Genomic DNA, 23,043 nt, shown 5'->3' with positions numbered 1-23,043 from the left:
TAGGTTTCAGTTTATTAACGAACCCCTCCTTTTTAAAAGATCCCATATTTATGTAACACAATTTGCTTATGTTACATAAATAAGAGTATTAAGCTAATTAAAGTTGAATAAGCTTAAATTTCATAAAATTTATGGAACTATGTCGCTTTCTCAATTTTTATTTGGTACTTTATGTAATATTTCTGGGAATTTTCTCCGTTTATTCAAAATTAATAAGTGCCAAAAGAAGGAAAATACCAAATTTTGACGTAATATATTAAAAATAGACAGTGCCAAGGTAACATAAGCAAATTGTGTTACCTTGATGTTGTCTATTTCATCGAGTTCTGGTAAACTTAGCCATTTATCTACGTTTTATGGATGTAGAAGATTTTTTATGAATTGCTATTCAATTGTTTGGCGATAGCCTCTATATGTTTTTTTCGCAGCCATTCACCAATTTCTTTCCCCTGCAATGTTTTAGGGACACTCTCCCCTTGAGGCAAGACCATTGCAGCCTTTAGTGGCCCTAATGTTAAGATTTTTAATTTGGCTGCTGTAATAATAAGATCCAATTCTTCAATTTTGAGAGAACCACGCCTTAAATTTCCAATCGTATCTACGATCTTCTCAGGAGTGGTTTCTTCTAAAAAGCCTGTGATTTGATTAACTCTAAGGGCCGCATCCAGCCAATCACCAGGCAGAGTCATTCTCTGATTCCATCGTGCTAAACGCATTTGATCCATCACTAAACCCAGGGATGCAAATCGTAATTTAGAGCTTGATGTAGCTTTTGCCACTAAATTAAGCCCAGCCATTGCCTTTTCAAAATCGTCTACAGGCAACTCTGCAATTTCTGGAAAGGTAACCTCCAATAACTGCGTTTCTGCCAGAACTTTAAAAAATCGACCTGGTTCGGATGCCTCTGCTACAACCTTGCCCAATTCCGCAATCATCCGTTCCACAGGTTCGTGAATCAACTCTTCCTTGACATCCCTGGCAAAAAGCAACGTAGCTGAATCTATTGCAAAACCAAACCGAGCGGATTGACCTGCAAGACGCAGAGCGCGCATTGGGTCATCGGAGAAATGCTGACTAGTCGCCCGTAATACCTTAGCCCTTATATCTTCCTGCCCTTGGAAAGGATCAATAATTTCTCCTGTTAAGCTATCTTGCGCCATGGAGTTAACGGTAGTATCTCGTCTAAAAAGATCTTCCTCAATGGTGATCTTTGGCTTGGCTGATACTCTAAATCCTTTATAACCGCTGCCAACTTTCCACTCTGTCCTGGCAAAGGCGACTTCACGCTTTATACCGTCTATCGCCAAGCGAAAAACTGGAAAGGACTTACCACATTCTTCCGCCTTAGGAAATAGCATTTTAAAATTTTTCTTAACCATACCAACAACACTGAAATCAATATCTTTTGGTGTGATGCCCATAAAACTGTCCCGGACACAACCACCAACTCTAAACACACGCCCACCATTTTCCGCAATGATTTTGGCGAACTCTCTCTCTGTTAATACATTATCACTCATGATGTCTTCTTTCTCCTTTTATCCATCTAAGAAAAACACTGACCCATTCTTTTTGAACCGCAGAGATGCAGAGAACACAGAGAAAAGATAGATAGGTAAAAAAATATTCCTGGAGCGTACTCTGCGGTTCAATAATTACATCCTCGAAAAATTCACTTTCTTTGTGGTATATATTTTCCCCTTTATCTTTGTAGATTGAAGAGACTCTATTACAAGGTCGCCTTTATCGGCGAGAATTTCAACGTAGGAACAGGTATCCTGGACATCAATAATACCAATATCATTGCCGCTAACGCCTGAAATAGCAGTGATTGCTCCTAGTATATCTCCTGGGCGCATCTTCGTCTTTTTCCCTGCATTAATCCGAATTCTCGTAATCTGTCTGTTTAACTTTTCACTTTTATCAATCTTTAATGCAGGCTCAAATCCATCATGAATACTAAAAATCAGCTGTCTCTTTTCTACTTCTGCCATCGTTGGCAGCTCTTTTTTTGGTATCTTATACTGAACATATTCCTCTATTCTCTGCAAATCCCTATATTCCATTCTCGTTACAAAAGTAATAGCTGTGCCTACATTCCCTGCCCGCCCTGTCCTGCCAATTCGATGTACGTAGCTTTCATTATCTAGTGGCATATCATAATTAACCACAAGGGATATATCATCAATATGGATACCTCTTGCCGCCACATCCGTCGCAATCAAAAACTGAAACTCCCCTCTTTTAAAACTTTGAATGGAGTCCAAACGATCTCTTTGTTCCATACCGCCATGCAAGCTTCCGCAAGAATAGCCTTTCTCTTTCAACTTTGTCAACAGCATTTCCACCTTGTCTCTTGTATTGCAAAAGAGAATACAGGTGTCCGGTCTTTCTATCTGTATTACTTGCGTAATCAGAGTAAGCTTTTCATTTTCTTCTACGCTATAATACCATTGTCCAATGTTCTGTAAACTAGGATTTTCTGAATCAATTTCTACTTTTATCGGATTCTTCATATATTGCCTGCATATTTCCTGAATCTTTTCAGGCATGGTAGCAGAAAATAACATGGTAACCCTATTGTTGGGCAACATTTTTATGACAGCTTCCACCTGCTCAATAAAGCCCATATCCAGCATTTTATCTGCTTCATCAATAATCAGGTACTGCACTTCTTCTACATTCATACTTTTTCTTTCCAGATGATCTAAGGTTCTCCCGGGAGTACCAACGATCACATGCACTCTTTGCTTCAATTCCCTTTTTTGTATTTCCATTGATTGCCTGCCAACAACAGCAGCACATCTGATTCGTTTAAATCTGCCGATATTGGCAATATCCTGTTTTAACTGTACTGCCAATTCTCGTGTTGGCGTAAGAACCAGCACTTGAGGTTTTTTTTGCTCTACTCTTATTTTTTCACAAATTGGGATAGCAAAAGCAGCTGTCTTACCGCTGCCCGTTTGGGACCTCACTATAATATCTTTCTGGGCAAGAGCCAAGGGTATGACTTTTTCCTGAACCTTAGTAAGTATCTCGTACCCTAATCCCTCTAATGCCTGTGCTATTTCTTTACTAAGAGCATACTTGTCCACACTTTGTTCGTCCATATAATTTTAAAACCTCATTTTTTCTTGAATTATAGTATCTCTACCCTACTTATCCTACCTATCATAGCATAGCTTTGAGTAATATAGAAAATGATCCCTACAAGTAGAGATCATTTTTATGATATTTATATGATTATCTTTTATTGCATCCCTTGGAAACCATATTTAGTAAACACTGCCATCCCATCAGAACTCGTCAAATATTGTAAAAATGCTTCTGCTTCTTTAGGATGCTTAGCACTACTCACGACAGCGCCTAGAAATATGATTGGTTCATGACTATTCGCTGGCGCTATGGCAGCGACTTTTACTTTGTCGCTTGCAGCTGCCACGGTAGAAAAGACAATTCCAGCCTCTACATTCCTTGTCTCCACATAAGTCAATACGCTATGAATGTCTTTAGGCATTACAGCTTTTTCTTTCACAGTTTCCCATACTTGTAATTTTTCCAGTACCTGTTTGGCATATTCCCCGGCTGGTACTGTCTCCGGCACACCCATGCCAAAGCGGGTAACACTTACGTTAGCCAGATCTTGAAAGCTATGCAACTCAAGTTGAGAAGTCTCAGGTACAATCAATACCAATTGGTTTCCGACTAAATTCTTGCGCGTAGCAGGAATAATTAGATTCTTTTTTTGCAATTCATCCATTTGTTTACTAGCAGCGGAAATAAATAAATCCGTTGGTGCCCCTTGCTCTATTTGAGTTTTTAATGCCCCTGAAGACGCCAAGTTAAATACAATTTTAACAGGATGATCCGCTTCATATTTTTTTTGAATTTCCCCTAGAGCATCTTTAAGTCCCATAGCTGCCGATATATTGATTTCTACCAGTTGATCTTTAGGAGGCTTAGGAGCCTCTGTCTTTCCACAGCCAGATAAAACCATCATAGTACATACTAAAAGACATAGTTTGGTATATAGCCTATTCATTGACAACATGCATTCCTCCTTATTCATTGACTGCTTAATTACAAAGTGAAAGTCCATTATCAGAAAATATCCCGTTTAAGTGAAATTGAGATGGATTTATTAAATACGTTCAATTTTACAAGTGAAATCCAATGGAGCAGCATATAATACAGCGCTCAAGACAATTAGATCGACAAATTCTGCGAAATCCTTCACCCGAGATGCTCCTATGCCTCCAGCAACACCAACTTTTAATCGTGGGTTTAGTGTTTTAAGTTTTTGCACTACCGTTTGCAGTACCTCTGGTTCAAAATGATCGAGCAGGATAACATCGGAAAAGCTAGCACATTCATAAGCCTCCGCTTCATTACGCGGTTCAATTTCAATTTTATGATGAAAAGATTTTATATTCATCGGCAGTTTTCCAAGCACTCGCAAATGATTTTGCGTAATCAATACCGTATCGCTCAAAGAATTACGGTGATATAATCCGCCCCCATCCTGAACCGCCTCAATTTCTTCTTGCCTCATCCCCAGGTGTGCTTTACGGCAGGCAACGACTATTTCAATCTCCGGATTAACCTGTCTCGCCGCACTCACAATGTTGCGAGTCTCAGTTGCAATCGCACAAAGAGCAGTGAGATACGTCTGACTAATCCGCCACATTTTAAACAATGTCTTTAAATCACCAACGGCTTCAATTAAAATATCGCCCTGCTTTACTAAGACACCTGGTTTTTGATAGAATAAGACTTGCAATTTTTGTCTTTCAAAGAATTCTTTGAGACGAATTGAGCCAGTTATCACGGCTTCCTCTCTTGTGATAAATTGCAAGCGCCCCAGTCCCGCTATACCTAATAATTCTGTGGTAATATCAGCGTAAGGGCAATCTTCCTGTAAACCAATTTCTAATGGATAGATTTGCATGATTTTCCCTCCTATACCTTCTCGTTATTCAATCTAAATTTATTAAAAAACAACCATTTTTGAATGAAATCTGTCCAATTTTATAAAATAGTTATTGTAGCTTTGGATTGCCCGTTGTGAAACAATTAAAAATAAGATATGCTGTAAGCACTAATATAATGTAATTATGAGGTGAAACTACTTGTCTGACACTATATCGTACACCCCCGAAGAAGTAGCCAAAATACTTAAACTATCACGTTTTACGATCTATGAATTTATCAAACGCGGCGAATTAACTGCGTATCATATCGGACGCAAGCTGCGTATAGAAGCATCCGATTTAGATACTTTCATGAAAAAAGCGAAAGGCACTCCTCAGCCAGCCTCACCACAACCTACTCAACAAATGATTAATGTTCCTGCTTCTAGTCAGGATGGCTTGATCATTTATGGACAGGATGCTGCTCTTGATGTATTAACGCGTCATCTGGAAAAAAAGATGCCTCATGTTAGGTTTCTGCGTTCATACAACGGCAGTATGGATGGCCTAATTGCCCTCTATCGTGGTACAGCTAATTTGATTACCACTCACCTTTGGGACGGAGATACGGGAGAGTATAATACGCCTTATGTGCGTCACTTATTACCTGGTCAACGGGCTCTGATTATTAATTTAGTATATCGCCAAGAAGGCTTTTATGTAGCCCTTGGTAATCCTAAGAATATAAAAGACTGGCCCGATTTACTGCGATCTGATATTCGGTTCATTAACAGAGAACGCGGCTCCGGTGCCAGAGTACTGCTTGATGAGAAGTTTCAGCAGCTCAAGCTTGATCCTAGAGCCATTCCAAACTATAGCCAGGAAGAAACTAGTCATCTCGCCATCGCCAGCGCAGTTGCTCGAGGTGAGGCTGATGTTGGGTTAGGTATTGAAAAGGCGGCGATGCAGGTACAGAATGTCGAATTTATTCCCTTGCAAAAAGAACGTTATGATTTAGTTATGTTACGACATGATTTAGAGAAACCTCACTTCCAAGCCTTGATATCAATACTGCGTTCTTCTATATTCCGCAATGAAATCGCAGGTATGGGCGGCTATGATGTATCGCAAATGGGCGAAATAATGGCAGAACTGTAATATTTCATTTTTTTACAAAAGAAGTACCGGCTGAGAACATAATAATGTTCAGCCGGTACTTCTTTGTACACACAATTTGGTTGCATTTCCACCAAACAGTATTATATTAAACTTAACCCAATTATAACTCACTGATATATATTATTCAATCCTTTTATAACATAAAAACAAAGACTTTTATATTGACTCTGGTATCATTTTGTAGTATTTTAATTATAAAGTCACTATTACTTTACATATATCCTGTTATTATAGTTCATTGCTTTTATTTAATATAAAGATACGATGTTGTATCAACTAATCTAGTTCTGTTGGGCTATGTTAGTTGTTTTTTTATAGAGTGAACTATTCAAATTAAAAATCGGGGAGGAAAATTCATTGAAAAAACATTTGTTATTATTTTTAATTGCAGCCTTACTAATAATAGCTGCAATAACCACAGGATGTGGTGGCGAAAAACCAGCAACTCCAGCCGCACCACCGCAGAAAGTTGAGCTAAACGTTTCTGCCGCTGTCAGTTTAAAGGATGCTCTTGCTGAAATCCAAAAGAACTATGAAACAAAAAATGCCAATGTTAAGCTAGTCTATAATCTTGGAGCCTCAGGTGCTTTACAAAAGCAAATCGAACAAGGTGCTCCCGCTGACATTTTTATTTCCGCAGCACCAAAACAGATGAATGACTTAGAAGAAAAAAACCTGGTAAATAAGGCTACACGCAAAAACTTAGTAGAGAACAAACTCGTTGTGATTGTTCCTACAGCCTCTACCCTCAACATCACCAAATATGAAGATTTAACAAAGAACGATGTTCAAAAAGTAAGTATTGGTGAAACAGGATCGGTACCAGCAGGACAATATGCACAGGAAGTTCTAAAGAAATTGGGAATCTGGGATAAAATACAAAGTAAAGCGGTTCTTGCCAAAGATGTTCGTACCGTCTTAACTTATGTGGAGACAGGCAACGTAGAAGCGGGTATCGTTTACAAAACGGATGCCGTATCCAGTGACAAAGTGAAAGTCGCAGCTACTGCACCAGAAGGTTCTCACCAGCCAATTCTTTATCCAGCGGCAGTTTTATCAGGAACCAAACAAGAAAAAGCAGCTGCCGATTTTCTTGCCTATTTAAGCACTCCGGAATGCAAAGCTATTTTTGAAAAATACGGTTTTACCATGAGTAAATAATCAGTTACAAACGCACTAACGATTAGCCGTCAGGATATTGTGAAAAAGACGTTACGCAAAGAGCGATAGTATCTTTCACTTTCCAGATATAAGCAGTCCTTAGTGCGTTTTATATAATACAAATTTAACAAGATGGTGCAGGTGAAAACGTATGGTCGAATGGCAGCCCGTTATTCTTTCAATCAAGGTTGCATCTATTTCAGTGCTCTTTGTATTTTTTCTTGGCGTATTATCGGCTAATGTCATGCGCAGCACCGATATCCCAGGCAAAGCAGCCCTCGAATCTTTGTTTACTCTCCCTTTGGTCTTGCCTCCTGTCGTCATTGGATTTTTACTGTTAATCTTAGTTGGTAAACAAGGACCCGTAGGAATTCTTCTAACGAAATATTTTGACATGCAAATTATTTTTACGCAATCTGCAGCTGTTCTGGCAGGTACTGTTGTATCCTTTCCGCTAATGTACCAGAGCACTAAGGCAGCATTTGAAGGTATCGATAAAACACTAGAAGATGCTGCCCGTACTTTAGGAGCTAGCGAATGGCGGGTATTTTGGACGGTTACCATGCCATTATCCTGGCCGGGGCTGGTATCCGGTTTAGTATTATCCTTTGCAAGAACCTTAGGAGAATTTGGCGCTACCATTATGATTGCCGGTAATATTCCCGGTAAGACACAAACCATTCCATTGGCAATTTATTTTGCCACAGAATCAAATGACTTAATAACAGCAGGGATGTATGTAATCATTATCAGCGTAATCACCTTTTCTATTATTTTCGGATTAAACCATTGGAAAGGAAAAAACATTACTTTGCACTAAAAGGAAGGAGCACAGCATGCTAACAGTAGATATCAAAAAAAAATTATCTGATTTTACTCTGAATATCTCTTTTACTGCTCCTAATAAAACCATTGTTTTATTTGGTCCTTCCGGCTGTGGTAAAACAACCATCTTGCGCTGTATTGCAGGTTTACTGAAACCAGATGAAGGCAGTATTGTTTCTAATGATACTGTTTTTTATTCTTCCACGAAAACTATTCATTTACCACCTAAAAAGAGAAATGTCAGCTATATGTTTCAGGACTTCGCACTGTTTCCCCACATGAATGTTAAGCATAATATTTGGTATGGTGTAAAAACTCCCAGCCAAGAAGCCAATGAATTATACGAAAAGCTGATTACTTTATTAAAAATCGAACATCTACCCCACCGCTCCATAAGCCAATTATCCGGTGGTGAAAAACAACGTGTGGCTATGGCTCGTGCATTAATGGCTGAGCCTCAGATCCTTTTACTCGACGAACCCTTATCTGCTCTTGATGCCCAAAGTCGCTACGAATTGCAGGATGAACTAAAAAGACTGCAGGAAATCTGGAACATTCCCTTCGTCCTTGTCACCCATTCACCAGAAGAAGCCCAGGCAATAGGCAGCGAAGTCTTATTTCTCCACCAAGGGCAACAAGTGTCTGAGCCACCACCTTCTTGGAATATGAATGCCAATGGTAAACCAACTAGGAGTTCTTTTCAATATTTTTATTAGTGCTAATAAGAGAAAAACGTTAACACATATTTTTTTAACCACAGAGGCGCAGAGGACACAGAGAAAAGGTTCCTTTCATTTCTTCCTGTCTTCTTTAACAAAATCATATACTTGCTAACATATAAAAAGAAGGCGATTCACGAATCGCCTTCTTTTTATATGTAAAATTATTATTTTATGATCATAACTTCTGTGGACTTGATCAAAGCAGTGACTTCATCTCCAACTTTTAATCCTAAATCATCAATGGAATCCACAGTGATAGTAGCGACAATTTCATCACCTTTATAGTCAACTACAACTTTGGCCATTACGCTGCCCTTTACAACCTCTTTGACAATACCTTGCAATTTGTTTCTACCGCTGATTTTCATCGTAATATCCCCTTTTCTATTATAGTTTTGTACGAAAGAACAAGCTCCTTTAATGCAAACTTTAGCATTATCTTACATTCTTTTCAACATAAATATACTTTAAAAAAGCAATACACATTGCTTTTTTATGATCTTTTTTTGCACCACGATTCGTATTAAATTATTTCCTCCAACTCCACGGGAATTTCATTAATTCGTCCACCGCTACGCAACACTTCTCGAATCGCTAACATCTTTCGATCGATTTGTGTTAATAAGATTAAATTTTCTCTTTCTTTCTCAGAAGTTTCAATTACCTTACTGATACCGCCATTTTTGATAACAATTCGTTTATCCCCCATTAGCGCCAAAATAGGATCATGAGTTGCCATTAGTACTATTTTTTGCTTATCAATGAGTAATCGCAACGCATTTTGACGATCAATACCGGCATTTTCGATTTCGTCAATCAGTACAATGGGGGACGAACTTAAATAGGCTGTATCGGCAATCATTAAAGCCCTAGACTGACCTCCACTTAAAGAGGTAACAGGTGTATCGGGGTTAAATTGTTCTCCGGCCAATTCGTTGGCTTTGGCGATAATATGACTGGTTACTTCTTCTATATTCTCCAGCATCCTGCTTTCTGCATGCATACTGACAAATTCTTCTACAGATAGATCCATAATAAAATTCATATTTTGAGAAAGCTGGGCTACTAGCTTATGTTCAACAGAAAATCGGCATCTCATATCAGGCAGCTGTCCATTGATCAATATTTTGCGATTGGTCGGTGTATCATGTTGTGCTACCCATTCAATATCAGCAAGTAATCGGCTCTTGCCGGAACCAGTAGGTCCCACAATGCAGACAATTTCACCCGCATGTATCGTTAGTTCTATGTCTTCGACTTTTCCCTGCTTGTCCCTGCCGCCTATAATAGTAATGGACTCAATTTTAACCTTATCTTCTTTTAATTTTTCCATTTGCAGCATAAAAGAAAGAAACTGATCTAAAAGCTCTTGTCGACCAATTCCTAAATCTTGCAGCGTATCTTCCTCGATAGCAGCGAAATATGCCGCAACAGAAGATTCCTCACTTTGCTGAAGATTTGGCAGCGACGAAAAAAAATCCGTCGCATAAGGATATGAAGTAAACAATTGTTTTACTGTCATTACAGACAAATGATCCCACATTACAAACCCACCTTCCTAATAACAACCTACCTTACTACAATGCGATCTACTTCTAGCTAAGATCCATTTTGCGAACATTACCCATTTGAAAGTTTTGCCCGATACGAGTTTGTCCCAAGCAATAGGAACAAGTAGCTGCCGGCATAGAAAAGCGCAGATGATAATCTGTAAGGCTATCCACACCTTGAGCTCCTTTAAAGAGTTGACCAACTTCCCTAGCCCCCTGACCAGTAATACCATTTACATGGACAATGATTGCACTTGGATTTGCCTGCTTTACCCGAAAAGCAAAGACCTCCCGCTCCGCTTGGGAAACGATATCACCTTTCGTTATAATGACGATATCGGCTAATTTTAACATGGGTCCGACTTTTCTTGGGGTATTCACTCCGCTCAAATTGTCAATCACGCAAACTGCCATGACATCACGAATATGAGGAGAACACCGATTGCACAAACCAGCACTCTCCGTAATTAACATATCTAAATTATTTTTTTGCGACCATGTTAAGCAATCCTGAACATTACTTACAAAAAAATGATCTGGACAAAGATTTCCCGACAGACCAATCTTTGCCTCGATGCCTTTTTTTTGATAGAGAATCTGATCCTGGGTAGACAAGCAATCAAACTTGATCACACCCACTTTCAGCGTTTCTTCCTGGAGAGTTTCAATGATCTTTAACATAACGGAAGTTTTCCCCGCCGAAGGTGGTCCGGCAACAGTAATTAGCTGCATACTTCTTTTCCTCCCTCACGATATACCCGCATAAAGGTATCATTCATGGTTTCCACGAGATATTTCATATCATTGCTTTTAATAAAATCCCAGCCCAGCCATTTTAATTTCACATGTTCAGGAAGGTTCACTTTTACATCCCCATGGGTCGCCGGGAAATAAGCTTCTGCGCAAATCCGTGCAATTTCTGGACCGGTCAGATACTCCGCTAATTCTTGCAGTTCTTGCATTTTATCCGCTTTGATCAATACAGATATGGGATAGGTTAAGATTCCATCTTCGGGCCATAGGATTCTTATATGGTCAGACTCCTTCATAGTTTTGTAAAAAAAGTAAGGCATAATATGAATGGGCGGCACATCTTTGCGGCTGCTGGTAAGCTCTTTTACCATTTGTGCCGGATGGAGTCCATACTTTACGGACCGTCCTAATTGCTCCACTCCCGCTGCCCCATAATCTTTATAATAGTTAAGCTGCACTACATCACAAAACGTGTCGCCATGACCACGCATCACTACTTTATTTTCATATTCAGGTTTTAATAAATCTCCCCAGGTCTTAGGTATAGGAATGTTTCCTAAACGATTTTTATCCACTACCATAACAAGAACATTGGCACCAATCACTGTAAAATGTCCATCAGGATCAATGATACCAGCCTCAGCCAAACGAGAATTTACTGGACGATTGATCACGTCAGCAAAGACTCCTTTGGCAACAAAACGATCCATGAATTTTTTATAAAAAAAGCCATAGCCAGCAGTCATGATGATATCAGGTATTTCATCAGCCTCTTCAAAATGCTCCAGATAATCTTCATAATCTAAATGATCATTGAAAAAAGATTCGATGCAGTAATTCAAGGGCAGATTTTTTTCTTCACGCAAGTAGTCCAGAAATAATTTTAATTCCCCTTGCATGGGAACTTTTAATGGACAAGGCAATAGGGACAACATATTTAAGTGGTTTGAGTCATTTTCAAGCACTGTCGTTTGTAAGTTCTTATATCTGTCCGTTTCTGCAATTTTTCCTTGCAGCAGCTTCATAAAAGATTCTTCGTTTATATTTTTACTTTTTAAGGCCGTTTTTAACTTTAATACCACTCCCAACTGCTGTATTACTGTATCATCAGCAAAAATGGAGAAACCATTATTAATAAATACCTCCCGTGTTTCAGGATAGTTCTTAATAATTTCACCAATTGTCATCGTTAGTTGTATTTGCTCCATATCCTTCCCCCCCCCTTTTCCTATCGCATCATTTACAGAATATCCGTTTTTCTAGTTTTAATTACTAACTTTTTTCTCTTACCTAAAATTAAAACCGGTTCAAGAGTGCATCAGCACATCCGACCGGTACGTCATTGTACACAAAGGATGATTTTAGTTTATTTTCATTATACCCATATGTTTCATCGCTTTCAATCTATTTATTCCCATAGAGAAGCCAACATCCTGCTGCACAGCAAAATGTTGGCTTCTCTATGTAGACTAAAAAAAGGGATCAATGTTTTTAACCGCAGAGGCGCAGAGAACACAGAGAAAAATAGATAGAATTAAAAATTTCTCAGCGTACTCTGCGCCTCTGCGGTTAAATCGTTATTCCTTTCTTTCCTTCCAAATAACAGATCTGACAATAGCAAAGAATTCATCATGAATTACTGCGCTTTTTGGTTAAACAATTGATCCGCTGCCACCGCGTTTTCTTTAGCCGTCATTTCCTGTGGCGTTAGCCGATAAACTGCAACCCCATTCCCATCCATTCCCGAGCGATACTTCTCAATCAAAGTGCTGGTTAAGGGATGGCTGTAATACTTAGGCATAAATTTTTCAAGCAGTTTCTGGAGAACTGCGGCAGCCTCTTCAGAATCAGTCACCTTTGCCGCCTGGCCGAAAAGCATTACACTCATATAGGATGTATCAACATGGCAAGGAACCGGATCCGTCACAGTCCCGTGTTCTTTATAGATTGTGAAAATAACAGGGGGATTATCGGAAAGGATACTTACCTTTTTTCCCGAACCCATGCCATGAAAGTAAACAGAACCCTTGTGCCACACATAGTTCACCGGAACGGCATAGGGCAAACTATCGCTTACCATGCCCAGCACGCCTACTCTTTCTCGCAACAAAAAGGTTTCGATTTTCTCTCGATCTGTGCAATTGCGCTTCGTATAACTAATCTGATGCATCAAAGCTCCCCCCTTTCTATACATTTTTTCCAGTTGTGCAAGAAATTGATTCATCCACTTATTATTTTGTTCGATATATTCAGGATGGGCCAGAAGTTCTTCCGGGGTTTGCACATAAAGATCCGGCACCATTTCTTCTTTGCAATTTTCCACAAGACCCTCAATAATGTCCGGCGTATTTTCCATATGATATTGAAAGGCAAATACTCTTTTTTTATAGATAAAGGCCTGATGCTTACAGGCTTGGCTTTCGGCAATACACTCTGCATCTTCCGGCAGGATGCTGAAGGTATCCCCATGCCACTGAAATACGACTGACTGCTCAGGAAAAAAAGAAAACAAAGGTGATAACCGCGCTGCTTCACTCAAGCGGATAGGAAACCAGCCAATTTCCTTATAAGGGTTTTGCGTAACCTTGCCGCCTATCGCATCGGCAATCAATTGACCTCCCAGGCATAAACCAATAATTACTTTACCAGATGCAATAGCTTCTCGGATAAATGCCTTTTCAACGGCAAGCCATGGATATTTCTCTTCTTCATAAATATTCATTGGACCACCCATGACCACAAGCCAATCAAAATCCTGCTGTTTTGGCAATGAGGCATTTTGATACAATTGTGTATTGGTTATAACATGGTCATTTTCTTTTGCCCATGTTAAAATACTGCCGGGATTTTCAAATGGAACATGCTGCAAATAGTGGAGTCTCATGTTTGTTTTTATCCTTTCATAACTGAATTTTTAAAGAATGTTATTCACCACAATCGCCACAACTGATGTTCATATAACTTAACTTCGATTTCCTCACGAGAGGCACTGCATAAGCAGCGGGTTTGGTTATTCTATTCTGCAATAGTGCTATATACCCTTCCGGTAATCCTTGCTCTTTTGCACCTTGTATAATGAAACTTAAATATTCTGCACTAGGAGACGTCTCTTCGCCACCTTTATCTTTTTTATAAATCACAGCATCGATTGCTCTTTGCTCACTATCGATTACATCCAAGGGATAGTGAAAATACTGTCCTGTTCCATCAAAACGGGCATCTACATAAAAGTCTAGCTGCTCCCGATCAGAAAACTGTAATTCATATAACACGCCCCAAACTTCCGAATCACGATCAGTAACTACCGTTTCCTGCCCTCCGTCCCATATGGCAGAATATCCATAAAATTCGACTCTATACCCAGGTAAACGAGCAATTCCAAGTACTTTAGGGTTCAAACATCGTTGCTGCATTTGCGCCAAATTCATATTCGAACCATAGGCGAAATAATGATGAACAATATTTTTCATATTTTTCTCCTCTTTTTGGGCACTACTCTTTCTTATATTTACTACTGCATAGTCATTCGGCAAACGGATCCCACCACTGGACGATAAGGAAATAAAGGTCTATTGCTTGCCTTTGCAACTAAATCAGCTAATGAACCTAAATGACTTGCTTCAATGCCGCAATGATACCCATAAAATTTTTCCAAGGAAGCCACAACCTCCTCTAAGGATGCATTTCCCGCCCTTTCACCAATCCCTGCTAAGGTAACACTTGCAAACTGAACTCCAGCCTGAAAGGCAGCTAATGTATTTGCTGTAGCCAGACCAAAATCATTATGACCATGAAACTCAATAGGCAGAGAACATCGTTTGACTACATCTTGCAAACGATCGAATGTCATAAACGGGTCTAAGCAGCCTACCGTATCGGCAAATCGAATTCTCGTGGCCCCATATTGAGCAGCGACATCAGCAAATTGCAGGAAAAAATCAGAATCAGCTCTTGAAGTGTCTTCCGCACCTACTGTAATCGTGCAGCCATAACTTTGGACTAGCTGCAATGCTGTCCTCAATTGCTGAATCACCCAATCACGATCTTTTTTCAGCTTCTGGGATATATGCAAATCAGATACTGGTAATGAAATATGAATGCAAGAAAAGCCACAGGCCAAAGATGCGCGAATATCCGCCAATTCTGCCCAATTCCAAGCAATTAGGGTTGCCCGTAAAGGTAATGCCAAAAGAGAACGCAGGGTTTCTTGCTCTTCTTGGCCCATTGCTGGTGTACCAGCCTCAATCCAAGTAACACCAGCCCGATCAAGAGCAATCGCCATATTTATTTTTTCCTCAGTAGAAAAAACAACCCCTGCTGACTGCTCGCCATCACGAAAGGTAGTGTCAACAAGTTGGAATCCCATCTACCATCCGTGATACATTCCTCCTTTATCCCTGGCAGCTACCCCAACTGACTTTGATCCATTTGATTCCTCCGCCAATATAGTTGATGCAACTCTAAATCAGATAACGGTCTTTTTGCACAGATGCAAGCCTCCTGACCTTCTCTAACATTTCTAAGGCTTCTGCCTGATCCAGTTCTAAATTCCATTGCAAAAATTTTATTTTAAGAGACATAGTTCCTGAATGCTTACCAATGACCAATTGCCTGGTTTGCCCCACTTCCTCTGGTCGAATGACTTCATAAAGCAGCGGGTTTTTGGTAATGCCATCCACATGTATTCCCGATTCATGAGCGAATACACCGCGGCCAATCAGTGCCTTATCAACGGGCAGCGAAATCCCCATATAGGACAATATTTCTAAACAATCTGCAGTCAAGGAACTTCCTGACGGCACTTGATCTTGTTTCCATAAATGCTTCACCGCCATTAAGACTTCTTCCATGGCAGCATGGTTTGGCAATCCGATACCACTCACTGCTGCTGCCACATATTGAACTCCTGCCCTAAGCGCTGCCAAACTATTGGCAGTAGCTAATCCATAGGTATTATGTCCATGAAATTCGATGGGACAAGGTACTGTCTGCTGCAAGCTCTCTAATTTTCGGCAAACACCCAAAGGTTCGAGACTACTTCTCACATCTTGATAAATAAATCGTTTCACCCGGTATCGAGATAGCAGCGGCCAATAGGAAGTTAGCTCAGGTATAGAGAGATCTTCTGCATTTTCAATACATAAATAGATTTCCTGAGCAAATTCCCGGACTGTCGTTAATCTGTAAGTTGATCCAATGATGACTGAGAGGGCTGATGAAGCCAGGAAAGGATTACTTTTGAAAATCCCATTTGTCTGACCTTTGCTATTTCTTCCAAGGAAGAGTGAATCTTACAGCGCAGCAAGGGATATAAAAGGATCTGTTTGGGAACACCATCACTTGGCAAATAATCTAGTGACATATCGATATTTGCGATTCCATATTTTTTCAAAATCGGTATCATCAACTCAATAGCATCCATTGATGTACCTAAGCGTAATGCTTCATTGATCGTCTGATCAGACACCATAACCATCTGTCTCATTTGGACCACTCCTTCCAATACTAACTATCATTACATTACCCGTTGAAAAACGGTAAGGGATTCATCATGATCCCGAAATTCTTGGGAACGATCCTCGCCAAGCAATCCGATAGCATCCGCACGGCATTGTTTACAGTGGCGCATTTGCATGACATCTAATTCACAGGAATTCCTCATCTCATTGACATCTTTCATGGTAGTTTGAGGGAAATTTTCAAACACACTGCCCGGTGCTGGAATCAAGGGCATAATATTGGTAATATAAATACCAAGTTCCTTCATCTTCTTAACCACTTCTGGAATGTGATGATCATTGATGCCCTTTAACATTACAATATTAATTTTTACAATAATCCCCTGGCTTGTGAGTTTTTGAATACCAGCTAGTTGATTTTCAATCAGAATTTTTACGCCTGCTTCCCCTCCATAATGCCGTCCTTTATAATGAATATGTTTATAAATTTTCGCACCAATCGCAGGATCTAAACAATTTACTGTTACTGTAACATGGGTCACGCCGAGTTCTACAATTTCCTGAGCATATTCAGGCAATAGCAAGCCATTTGTTGAAAGACAAAAAACAATCTGCGGGTTTTCCTTACGAATCAATCCTATGGTCTGCCTTGTATTTTCCCAATCAGCTAAAGCATCCCCAGGTCCTGCAATCCCCACTACACTAAGCTCTCCAACCTTTTCACTTACTCTATCAAACTTTTTTTTGGCTGCTTGTGGCGTAAGTATTTCACTGGTCACACCTGGGCGACTCTCATTTACACAATCAAATTTGCGATTACAATAATTACAGCTAATATTACAGTAGGGTGCAACAGGCAGATGCATCCTGGCAAATTTTTGATGAGCGTCAAAGGAGTAACAGGGATGCTTCTGGGTTTTCTCCAATATAGCAGCAGTCGTTTGCATTTTTGTATCCGACGTTGAACCTGGGCAATCCATATTCTTCACCTCAAACTTCTTCTATAATGGTTCTGCCAGAACCTGATCATCATCAGGAACTGGCAGAATCCTACAAATTACCGTTAACTTTGCAATGATTGACCTTTTAGAATCAAATGCATTACATGCTCTTACCAAACATTGAGAACCCATTCCTTGTTCTTCTTGTATTCCATGTCGGTAAACAGCGTATTTGCTATTTCTTCCCCTAGCCATGTGGCACCTGCATAGCCGACAACGGGATGACGATACAATCCTGCACGGTCGTAAGTTGGGAAACCTACACGCACCATGGGAATATTATAGTCAATGGAGATAAACCTTCCCTTAGAGTGACCCAAAATCAAATCCAGTTCAAGTCCCTCGTTCTTAATCCGGTTTTCCAGTTCCCACAAATCTGCATTCATAATGACTTCCATCTCAAAGGAAACGTTTTCCTGAAGTGCTTTAATACGGGGATCGTTAGGGTAGGACGTATTATCGTCACCCAATAGAAGCAACACGGGTTTCATCTCCAAATCAAGGCAGAACTCTGCAAGACCAATAACAAGATCAGCGTTCCCGTAGATAGCGACTTTCTTATCAGCAAAAAACATATGGGTAAGATCCGTCAGCGCATCAAGGGCAATGCCACGCTCTCGAACAAGAGACGCAGGAATTGGTTTACCGGTGATTTTCTTCACATTCTGAAGAAAGATATCCGTATTGCGGATGCCGATAGGAGTCGGTCCAATGATGGTCGGAATATCAAATTCATTTTCAAGATATTTGGCAGCCTGACCGCCTTCGTACCTGTTTAGCGCGATAGTTCCCAAGGCATCCGCTGTTTCAGTTAGATCCTCAATTGTCGTATTACCATAGGACACCGAGTTTCCGTCGGGCATCAGAGGAGAATCAAAGCTCTCAATTTCGAAAAGAACGGTAGCATCTACCTGGATTTCTGTTAGAAGATGTTTAAGTGCTGTTACATCCCCCGGATTCACCCATCCAGTGAACAAGTTAATTTTTCCGTTTGGTTTATCTTTTTTTGCAAAATGACTGACAATATCCTTTACTGCAACATCGTAGCCGCTCACCATACTCCCCTTAAAGCTAGGAGAATGAATGGGAATGAGATGAACCTCCCGACCAGCATATTTTTCTTTCAAAAGCCCGCTATTCAGCTTCAAAACGACACCATCAATATCATCGCCGATAACTTCCGTTGAGCAGGTTGAGATGATAGGTATAACTTTCACATGAGGATACCGCATCAAAAGCACATCTACCGCTTCTTCCACACGATGGGTAGCACCAAACACTGCACCATCCTCATGGAGGGAAGAAGACGCAAGCTCAAAACTCTCTTTAAAATGCTGGGAGAACAGCAGACGGACGAACATAACGCACCCCTGACCTCCATGAACGATCCCAATACACTCCTTTATTCCTATACTGGCATACTGCGCGCCACAAGGCTGGCATGTTAATATTGGATTGATAACGCCGACACGCTCTTTGTTTTTCACTTCACATTGCATAGAAATACTCCTTCCTTTTCGTTTCATTTTGCGTCCGCCGTGACGGCACAGTTTTTTTGATTGTTAGGCTTTAATAATGCGGGTCAGTAAGTTCTGCATTAAGGGATCCCTTAATCGTTAGGTAGTCTATGCGATCTTTGAGTTCCTGCATAAGTAGCTTAATTTCTTCTTTGTCCAGCGTAGCCATCCATGAATAACGAGATTTAAAAGCATCAGCCAAATATACGGCATCTACCCAATAACATTTATCCGTCGGAGTTTCTTTCTTAACGGGTTCTTCACACAATATCTGCATGGTTTTCGTCAGGATTCCCTCGTTTTGTTTCTCTCTGTCCCAGGACCGGGAATGAAACTGCCACAGACATTTTTTCATAATATAATCTACCAGTTGTTCAACTCTGTCTTTCATCATATCTTCCATAAATATCCTCCCCTCCCTCATACCGCTGAGAGTTTCTTTTGCGCTGGGAAATCGGGATATGTTTTTCCACGCAATTCTGAAATGATGTCATATTTACCCGTATATTCTCTCAAATCCTTTGAAGAAGTTACCTCTTCACTCAAATTCATATCGGAGATCATCTTTTGTGTTAAGAATTTTGTCTCTGTAGGTATTTCCTCCTTGCTGATATCAACTAAGGAAAGCTGATGAATTGGCGAATAAATCGCATTGTAGATATCCCGCGCAAACCTGACCCAGCCTTCATATCCTTTCCAGGGACCATTGTGATACGCATGGGCGTTAAGGTATGGTACCCGAATCTTTTTGGCAACCTCACCTGGACGCTTCCCAGTGAATATAATGTCAGGCTTCAGCATCTCCATGGCTTCGAGTCCTTCAAGTTCATTGGGATCATCGATGGCGAGGGTACCTTCTTCACACCGGGAAATACCCTTTTCCATGTCACCCTGATGACCAAATTTCGTATACACAGAGACGACTTCAAGTCCCATCTCATCATGAATTACATGCGCCCAGTGCCAGAGTTTTGAGCCACCCGGCCAGAGACATACTTTTTTACCTTTCAGCCTTTCTTTATACCATTCGAGTTCTGGTTTCCATTTGGCGGTTTCTTCATCAATGATGGCTTGGGCTCTATCTTCGATTCCAAAGAACAAGCCAACCTTTCTGAGTGATGCCGACATTGGTTCGAAGCCAAACCCATCGATATCAAGGCGAGGAGTACCATATCTTACTTTGAGCTCATTGCAGATATACTCGGCGGATCGAGCACATTCAAGTACGTTAAGATGTGCCCGGTGCATAGATCTGAGGTCATCGTAGGATCCGTTACCCGTAAAGGTGGACAGAACTTGAATGCCCATTTTTTTGAAATAATCCACCATGACTTCCTGATCACCCTGAATATTGTATTCACCCACATAATTGATAACGTAGTCACTGGTGATTTTAGGTTCCACATTTCCTACCTTCTGATTAATCCAGGCGATATTGATTTTATGATGTCCTCCTGACTGGCTCGGTCCTCCGAAGCCAGGAGAATTGCAAACGAAGATATCTACTTCCGGCATTTCCTCCATCACTTCTGCCGCAATGGCATTAATATCGTCCCCGATCAGTGCGGAAGCACAGGTTTGGTAAAGAGTCATCCGCTTAATACTAGGAAATGCTTTAAATGCCTCAATAATATTCTGCTTGAGCAGTTTTTCAGCACCAAATATGATGTGTTTTTCCTTCATATCTGTGGCATAGGTATATTTAAGTTGAAAGTTATCGTTATCGCTGATATAGCGTTTGGTTTGCCAGGTGTCATAGGTACATCCAACTGGTCCATGACTCATATGAATAACATCTTTCATCGGTGTGCCGATAACATGCTTTGCTCCGCAGTAAGCGCAGCCACGTTCTGAAATCGACCCCGGAATGGTGTTGAGGTATCCGAGAGGAAGAGCCGAAGTTATATCCTCGCCGGGACCTTTTACAACAGCGTGTTTTTCTCTTTCAGGAATGCACTCGCTACATTTAAATTTATGATATGGCATATTGGGTTCCTCCTCTTTTTTACTAACTTAATCATCTAACAATCATTTCACTATATTGCCGCATCTCCAGATTCCTTCGTTCTCACCCTTACTGCGTCAAGCACTGGTAATACAAAGATTTTCCCGTCACCAACATTGTAATCGGTTTTATTAGCTTCAATGATGGCCGCGACAATCTTAGGCACATCTTCGTCATGAGCTAAAACAGTAAACATCCTGCGGGGGAATAAACGAGTCCCGTCTAAGAATTTGGTTATCAGCTTTTCCGTATTATAATCATCTTTCTGAGCTAAGGCTAATAGGGTTGCTCTACGTTCAGCAATTACAGCTTTATCCTCTACTAATCTGCCCCGCCCCATGACCTTCAAAGCTGTAAAACCGGCAGCCCCGACTTGTACCAATGCCTTTTTGGTAGCGCTGACCTTATTGATCCTTACTACGGCTATAATTTCTTTCATAACACCGCCTCCCCTATAACCCAGCAACGCCGCTGGAAACGGTATATACTTCGTCCGTAGAACTTATAAATATTTTCCCGTCGCCAAAAGCTCCCGCTTCACCGGTCTTAGCATGACGGATAATAACATCTAGTACATCCTCTTTATCTTCATCATGAATGACTAACATAATAAGACTTTTCGGAATTTCATCATATATAACATCGCCAAACTTGATCCCCTTTTGTTTCCCGCGACCTACAACATCTACTACAGTAGCAGCATGAAACCCAGCGCTGGAAAGTTCGTCAAGAACTACTTCTTTTTTATCTGGTCTAACAATTGCTCTAACCATAATCATATATGCGCTCTCCTCCTATTTTTTTGTTGTCAATTAATCAGCAATGCCGTATTTAACAACCATGGCTTCTAATTCATCCATGCTAAGAGGTTTCGGAATCACAAAATTCTTATTCTCGATAATCTTGCGTGCCAGCTCTCCGTATTCTAACGCTTGGTTACATTCCGCATCATACTCAACAACTGTTTTTTTGTTAAATTCAGCTTTTTGAACAATATTATCACGAGGTACAAAGTGAATCATTTGTGTGCCGATTGCAGCCGTGAATTCTTCTAAGAATTCTCTTTCCTTATCGACTTTACGGCTGTTGCAAATGACTCCGCCAAGACGAACACCGCTTTGTTTTGCATATTTTACAAGACCTTTGCAAATATTGTTGGCTGCATAGATGGCCATCATTTCTCCCGAAGCAACAATATATACTTCCTGCGCTTTACCATCACGGATCGGCATTGCAAATCCACCGCATACAACATCGCCAAGTACATCAAAGAACACGAAATCCAAATCCGATGTATAGGCACCATTCTTTTCCATAAGGTCAATCGCTGTGATTACACCACGACCTGCGCACCCTACCCCAGGTTCCGGACCGCCTGACTCCACGCAGCGAATTCCCAAATACCCATCTTTTACAACCTTCTCAACGGTAATTTTTTCTTCTCCTTCATCTCGCAACATATCCATTAATGTTTTTTGATTCATTCCGCCAAGAATCAGACGAGTGGAATCGGCCTTTGGATCACAGCCATGGATAAATACTTTTTGATCATAAAAATGAGCCATTGCTCCTGCAGTATTTTGTTGAGTAGTAGATTTACCAATGCCGCCTTTACCATATATTGCAATTTTTCTTGTCATTTTCAAAAACCACCTTTTAAAATTTTTCAGCTTTATGATTTGGTACTCTTTTTCTCGCCTAAATTGTCCAGCTCATTCCTTTTTTCACCCTCTTGTTGAAAAAAGAAAACCAACGTGTTATAATGTGAAACGGGTAAATCGAATGAACCTAGTGCCACTGGGATTAGGAAGTTTGCCTCGCTTCATGAGTACCACGAATACTCATGAAGCATTTTTATTGCAAAATCTATAAAACCACCCCCTTAAATTAATAATGAAGCCGATTGATATATGAAAAATGGGTAAACGAAATAGACCTAGCGCCACTGGAATTAGAATTTC

Annotated in this window: 24 protein-coding genes; 4 read left to right on the top strand and 20 right to left on the bottom strand. The window is 40.4% G+C overall.

Annotated elements, in window-relative coordinates:
* Positions 1 to 374: 374 nt before the first annotated feature.
* From JBW_RS05150 to JBW_RS05135, 4 genes are all read right to left on the bottom strand, one after another.
* Complete coding sequence (locus tag JBW_RS05150) at positions 375 to 1,520, bottom strand: polynucleotide adenylyltransferase (RefSeq protein WP_007955732.1); 1,146 nt, start codon at positions 1,518 to 1,520, stop codon at positions 375 to 377.
* A gap of 135 nt (positions 1,521 to 1,655) precedes the next feature.
* On the bottom strand, positions 1,656 to 3,110 hold the full coding sequence (locus JBW_RS05145; protein WP_007955730.1) for a DEAD/DEAH box helicase: 1,455 nt from the start codon (positions 3,108 to 3,110) through the stop codon (positions 1,656 to 1,658).
* 140 nt (positions 3,111 to 3,250) lie between these two features.
* On the bottom strand, positions 3,251 to 4,051 hold the full coding sequence (gene modA / locus JBW_RS05140; RefSeq protein WP_007955722.1) for a molybdate ABC transporter substrate-binding protein: 801 nt from the start codon (positions 4,049 to 4,051) through the stop codon (positions 3,251 to 3,253).
* A gap of 90 nt (positions 4,052 to 4,141) precedes the next feature.
* Positions 4,142 to 4,948, bottom strand: a complete 807-nt coding sequence (locus JBW_RS05135; RefSeq protein WP_007955721.1) for a quinolinate phosphoribosyl transferase — start codon at positions 4,946 to 4,948, stop codon at positions 4,142 to 4,144.
* A 181-nt stretch (positions 4,949 to 5,129) separates the two neighbouring features.
* On the opposite strand from JBW_RS05135, the gene JBW_RS05130 reads away from it, so the two are divergent.
* From JBW_RS05130 to JBW_RS05115, 4 genes are all read left to right on the top strand, one after another.
* On the top strand, positions 5,130 to 6,068 hold the full coding sequence (locus JBW_RS05130; protein WP_007955719.1) for a helix-turn-helix transcriptional regulator: 939 nt from the start codon (positions 5,130 to 5,132) through the stop codon (positions 6,066 to 6,068).
* Between the two features lie 378 nt (positions 6,069 to 6,446).
* Positions 6,447 to 7,250 (top strand): molybdate ABC transporter substrate-binding protein, encoded by an 804-nt coding sequence (gene modA, locus JBW_RS05125; protein WP_007955718.1) that lies wholly within the window; start codon positions 6,447 to 6,449, stop codon positions 7,248 to 7,250.
* 151 nt (positions 7,251 to 7,401) lie between these two features.
* A complete protein-coding gene (gene modB, locus JBW_RS05120; RefSeq protein ID WP_007955698.1) occupies positions 7,402 to 8,070 on the top strand; it encodes a molybdate ABC transporter permease subunit in 669 nt (222 codons plus the stop codon).
* Positions 8,071 to 8,086: 16 nt separating this feature from the next.
* The gene (locus JBW_RS05115) at positions 8,087 to 8,791 is read left to right on the top strand and encodes an ATP-binding cassette domain-containing protein (protein WP_007955697.1); all 705 of its coding nucleotides are present in this window, start codon (positions 8,087 to 8,089) and stop codon (positions 8,789 to 8,791) included.
* A gap of 170 nt (positions 8,792 to 8,961) precedes the next feature.
* On the opposite strand, the gene JBW_RS05110 is transcribed toward JBW_RS05115, so the two are convergent.
* The 16 genes from JBW_RS05110 to nifH form a co-directional block, all read right to left on the bottom strand.
* On the bottom strand, positions 8,962 to 9,165 hold the full coding sequence (locus JBW_RS05110) for a TOBE domain-containing protein (protein WP_007955695.1): 204 nt from the start codon (positions 9,163 to 9,165) through the stop codon (positions 8,962 to 8,964).
* Positions 9,166 to 9,320: 155 nt separating this feature from the next.
* Positions 9,321 to 10,340, bottom strand: coding sequence for an ATP-binding cassette domain-containing protein (locus JBW_RS05105; RefSeq protein ID WP_007955693.1), 1,020 nt, complete (start codon positions 10,338 to 10,340; stop codon positions 9,321 to 9,323).
* A 52-nt stretch (positions 10,341 to 10,392) separates the two neighbouring features.
* Entirely contained in the window at positions 10,393 to 11,079 is a 687-nt protein-coding gene (locus JBW_RS05100; protein ID WP_007955691.1) for a GTP-binding protein, read from the bottom strand.
* Positions 11,070 to 12,308, bottom strand: coding sequence for an ABC transporter substrate-binding protein (locus JBW_RS05095; protein WP_007955689.1), 1,239 nt, complete (start codon positions 12,306 to 12,308; stop codon positions 11,070 to 11,072). Before JBW_RS05095 ends, JBW_RS05100 begins: the two co-directional genes overlap by 10 nt.
* Positions 12,309 to 12,736: 428 nt before the next feature.
* Positions 12,737 to 13,984 carry a pyridoxamine 5'-phosphate oxidase family protein gene (locus JBW_RS25615; protein WP_007955687.1) on the bottom strand — a complete coding sequence of 416 codons (1,248 nt, stop codon included), beginning with the start codon at positions 13,982 to 13,984 and terminating at the stop codon, positions 12,737 to 12,739.
* Positions 13,985 to 14,024: 40 nt separating this feature from the next.
* Positions 14,025 to 14,570 (bottom strand): gamma-glutamylcyclotransferase family protein, encoded by a 546-nt coding sequence (locus tag JBW_RS05080; protein ID WP_007955680.1) that lies wholly within the window; start codon positions 14,568 to 14,570, stop codon positions 14,025 to 14,027.
* 41 nt (positions 14,571 to 14,611) lie between these two features.
* Positions 14,612 to 15,466, bottom strand: a complete 855-nt coding sequence (locus JBW_RS05075) for a homocitrate synthase (protein WP_007955678.1) — start codon at positions 15,464 to 15,466, stop codon at positions 14,612 to 14,614.
* 94 nt (positions 15,467 to 15,560) lie between these two features.
* Entirely contained in the window at positions 15,561 to 16,238 is a 678-nt protein-coding gene (locus tag JBW_RS25610) for a hypothetical protein (RefSeq protein WP_235334221.1), read from the bottom strand.
* Between the two features lie 38 nt (positions 16,239 to 16,276).
* On the bottom strand, positions 16,277 to 16,585 hold the full coding sequence (locus JBW_RS25605; protein WP_007955674.1) for a hypothetical protein: 309 nt from the start codon (positions 16,583 to 16,585) through the stop codon (positions 16,277 to 16,279).
* Between the two features lie 30 nt (positions 16,586 to 16,615).
* The gene (gene nifB / locus JBW_RS05065) at positions 16,616 to 17,539 is read right to left on the bottom strand and encodes a nitrogenase cofactor biosynthesis protein NifB (protein WP_007955673.1); all 924 of its coding nucleotides are present in this window, start codon (positions 17,537 to 17,539) and stop codon (positions 16,616 to 16,618) included.
* A 131-nt stretch (positions 17,540 to 17,670) separates the two neighbouring features.
* On the bottom strand, positions 17,671 to 19,059 hold the full coding sequence (anfK, locus tag JBW_RS05060) for a Fe-only nitrogenase subunit beta (RefSeq protein WP_007955672.1): 1,389 nt from the start codon (positions 19,057 to 19,059) through the stop codon (positions 17,671 to 17,673).
* A 70-nt stretch (positions 19,060 to 19,129) separates the two neighbouring features.
* On the bottom strand, positions 19,130 to 19,480 hold the full coding sequence (gene anfG, locus JBW_RS05055) for a Fe-only nitrogenase subunit delta (RefSeq protein ID WP_007955671.1): 351 nt from the start codon (positions 19,478 to 19,480) through the stop codon (positions 19,130 to 19,132).
* A 17-nt stretch (positions 19,481 to 19,497) separates the two neighbouring features.
* Positions 19,498 to 21,063, bottom strand: a complete 1,566-nt coding sequence (gene anfD, locus JBW_RS05050; protein ID WP_007955670.1) for a nitrogenase iron-iron protein, alpha chain — start codon at positions 21,061 to 21,063, stop codon at positions 19,498 to 19,500.
* Positions 21,064 to 21,113: 50 nt separating this feature from the next.
* Positions 21,114 to 21,521: a P-II family nitrogen regulator gene (locus tag JBW_RS05045; RefSeq protein WP_007955669.1), complete on the bottom strand. Its 408-nt coding sequence runs from the start codon at positions 21,519 to 21,521 to the stop codon at positions 21,114 to 21,116.
* A gap of 13 nt (positions 21,522 to 21,534) precedes the next feature.
* Positions 21,535 to 21,861: a P-II family nitrogen regulator gene (locus JBW_RS05040; protein WP_007955668.1), complete on the bottom strand. Its 327-nt coding sequence runs from the start codon at positions 21,859 to 21,861 to the stop codon at positions 21,535 to 21,537.
* Positions 21,862 to 21,894: 33 nt separating this feature from the next.
* Complete coding sequence (nifH, locus tag JBW_RS05035) at positions 21,895 to 22,722, bottom strand: nitrogenase iron protein (protein ID WP_007931496.1); 828 nt, start codon at positions 22,720 to 22,722, stop codon at positions 21,895 to 21,897.
* Between the last annotated feature and the right edge of the window lie 321 nt (positions 22,723 to 23,043).

Source organism: Pelosinus fermentans JBW45, from assembly GCF_000271665.2.
Taxonomy (GTDB): domain Bacteria; phylum Bacillota; class Negativicutes; order DSM-13327; family DSM-13327; genus Pelosinus; species Pelosinus baikalensis.
This window is presented reverse-complemented; position numbering and strand designations above follow the sequence as displayed.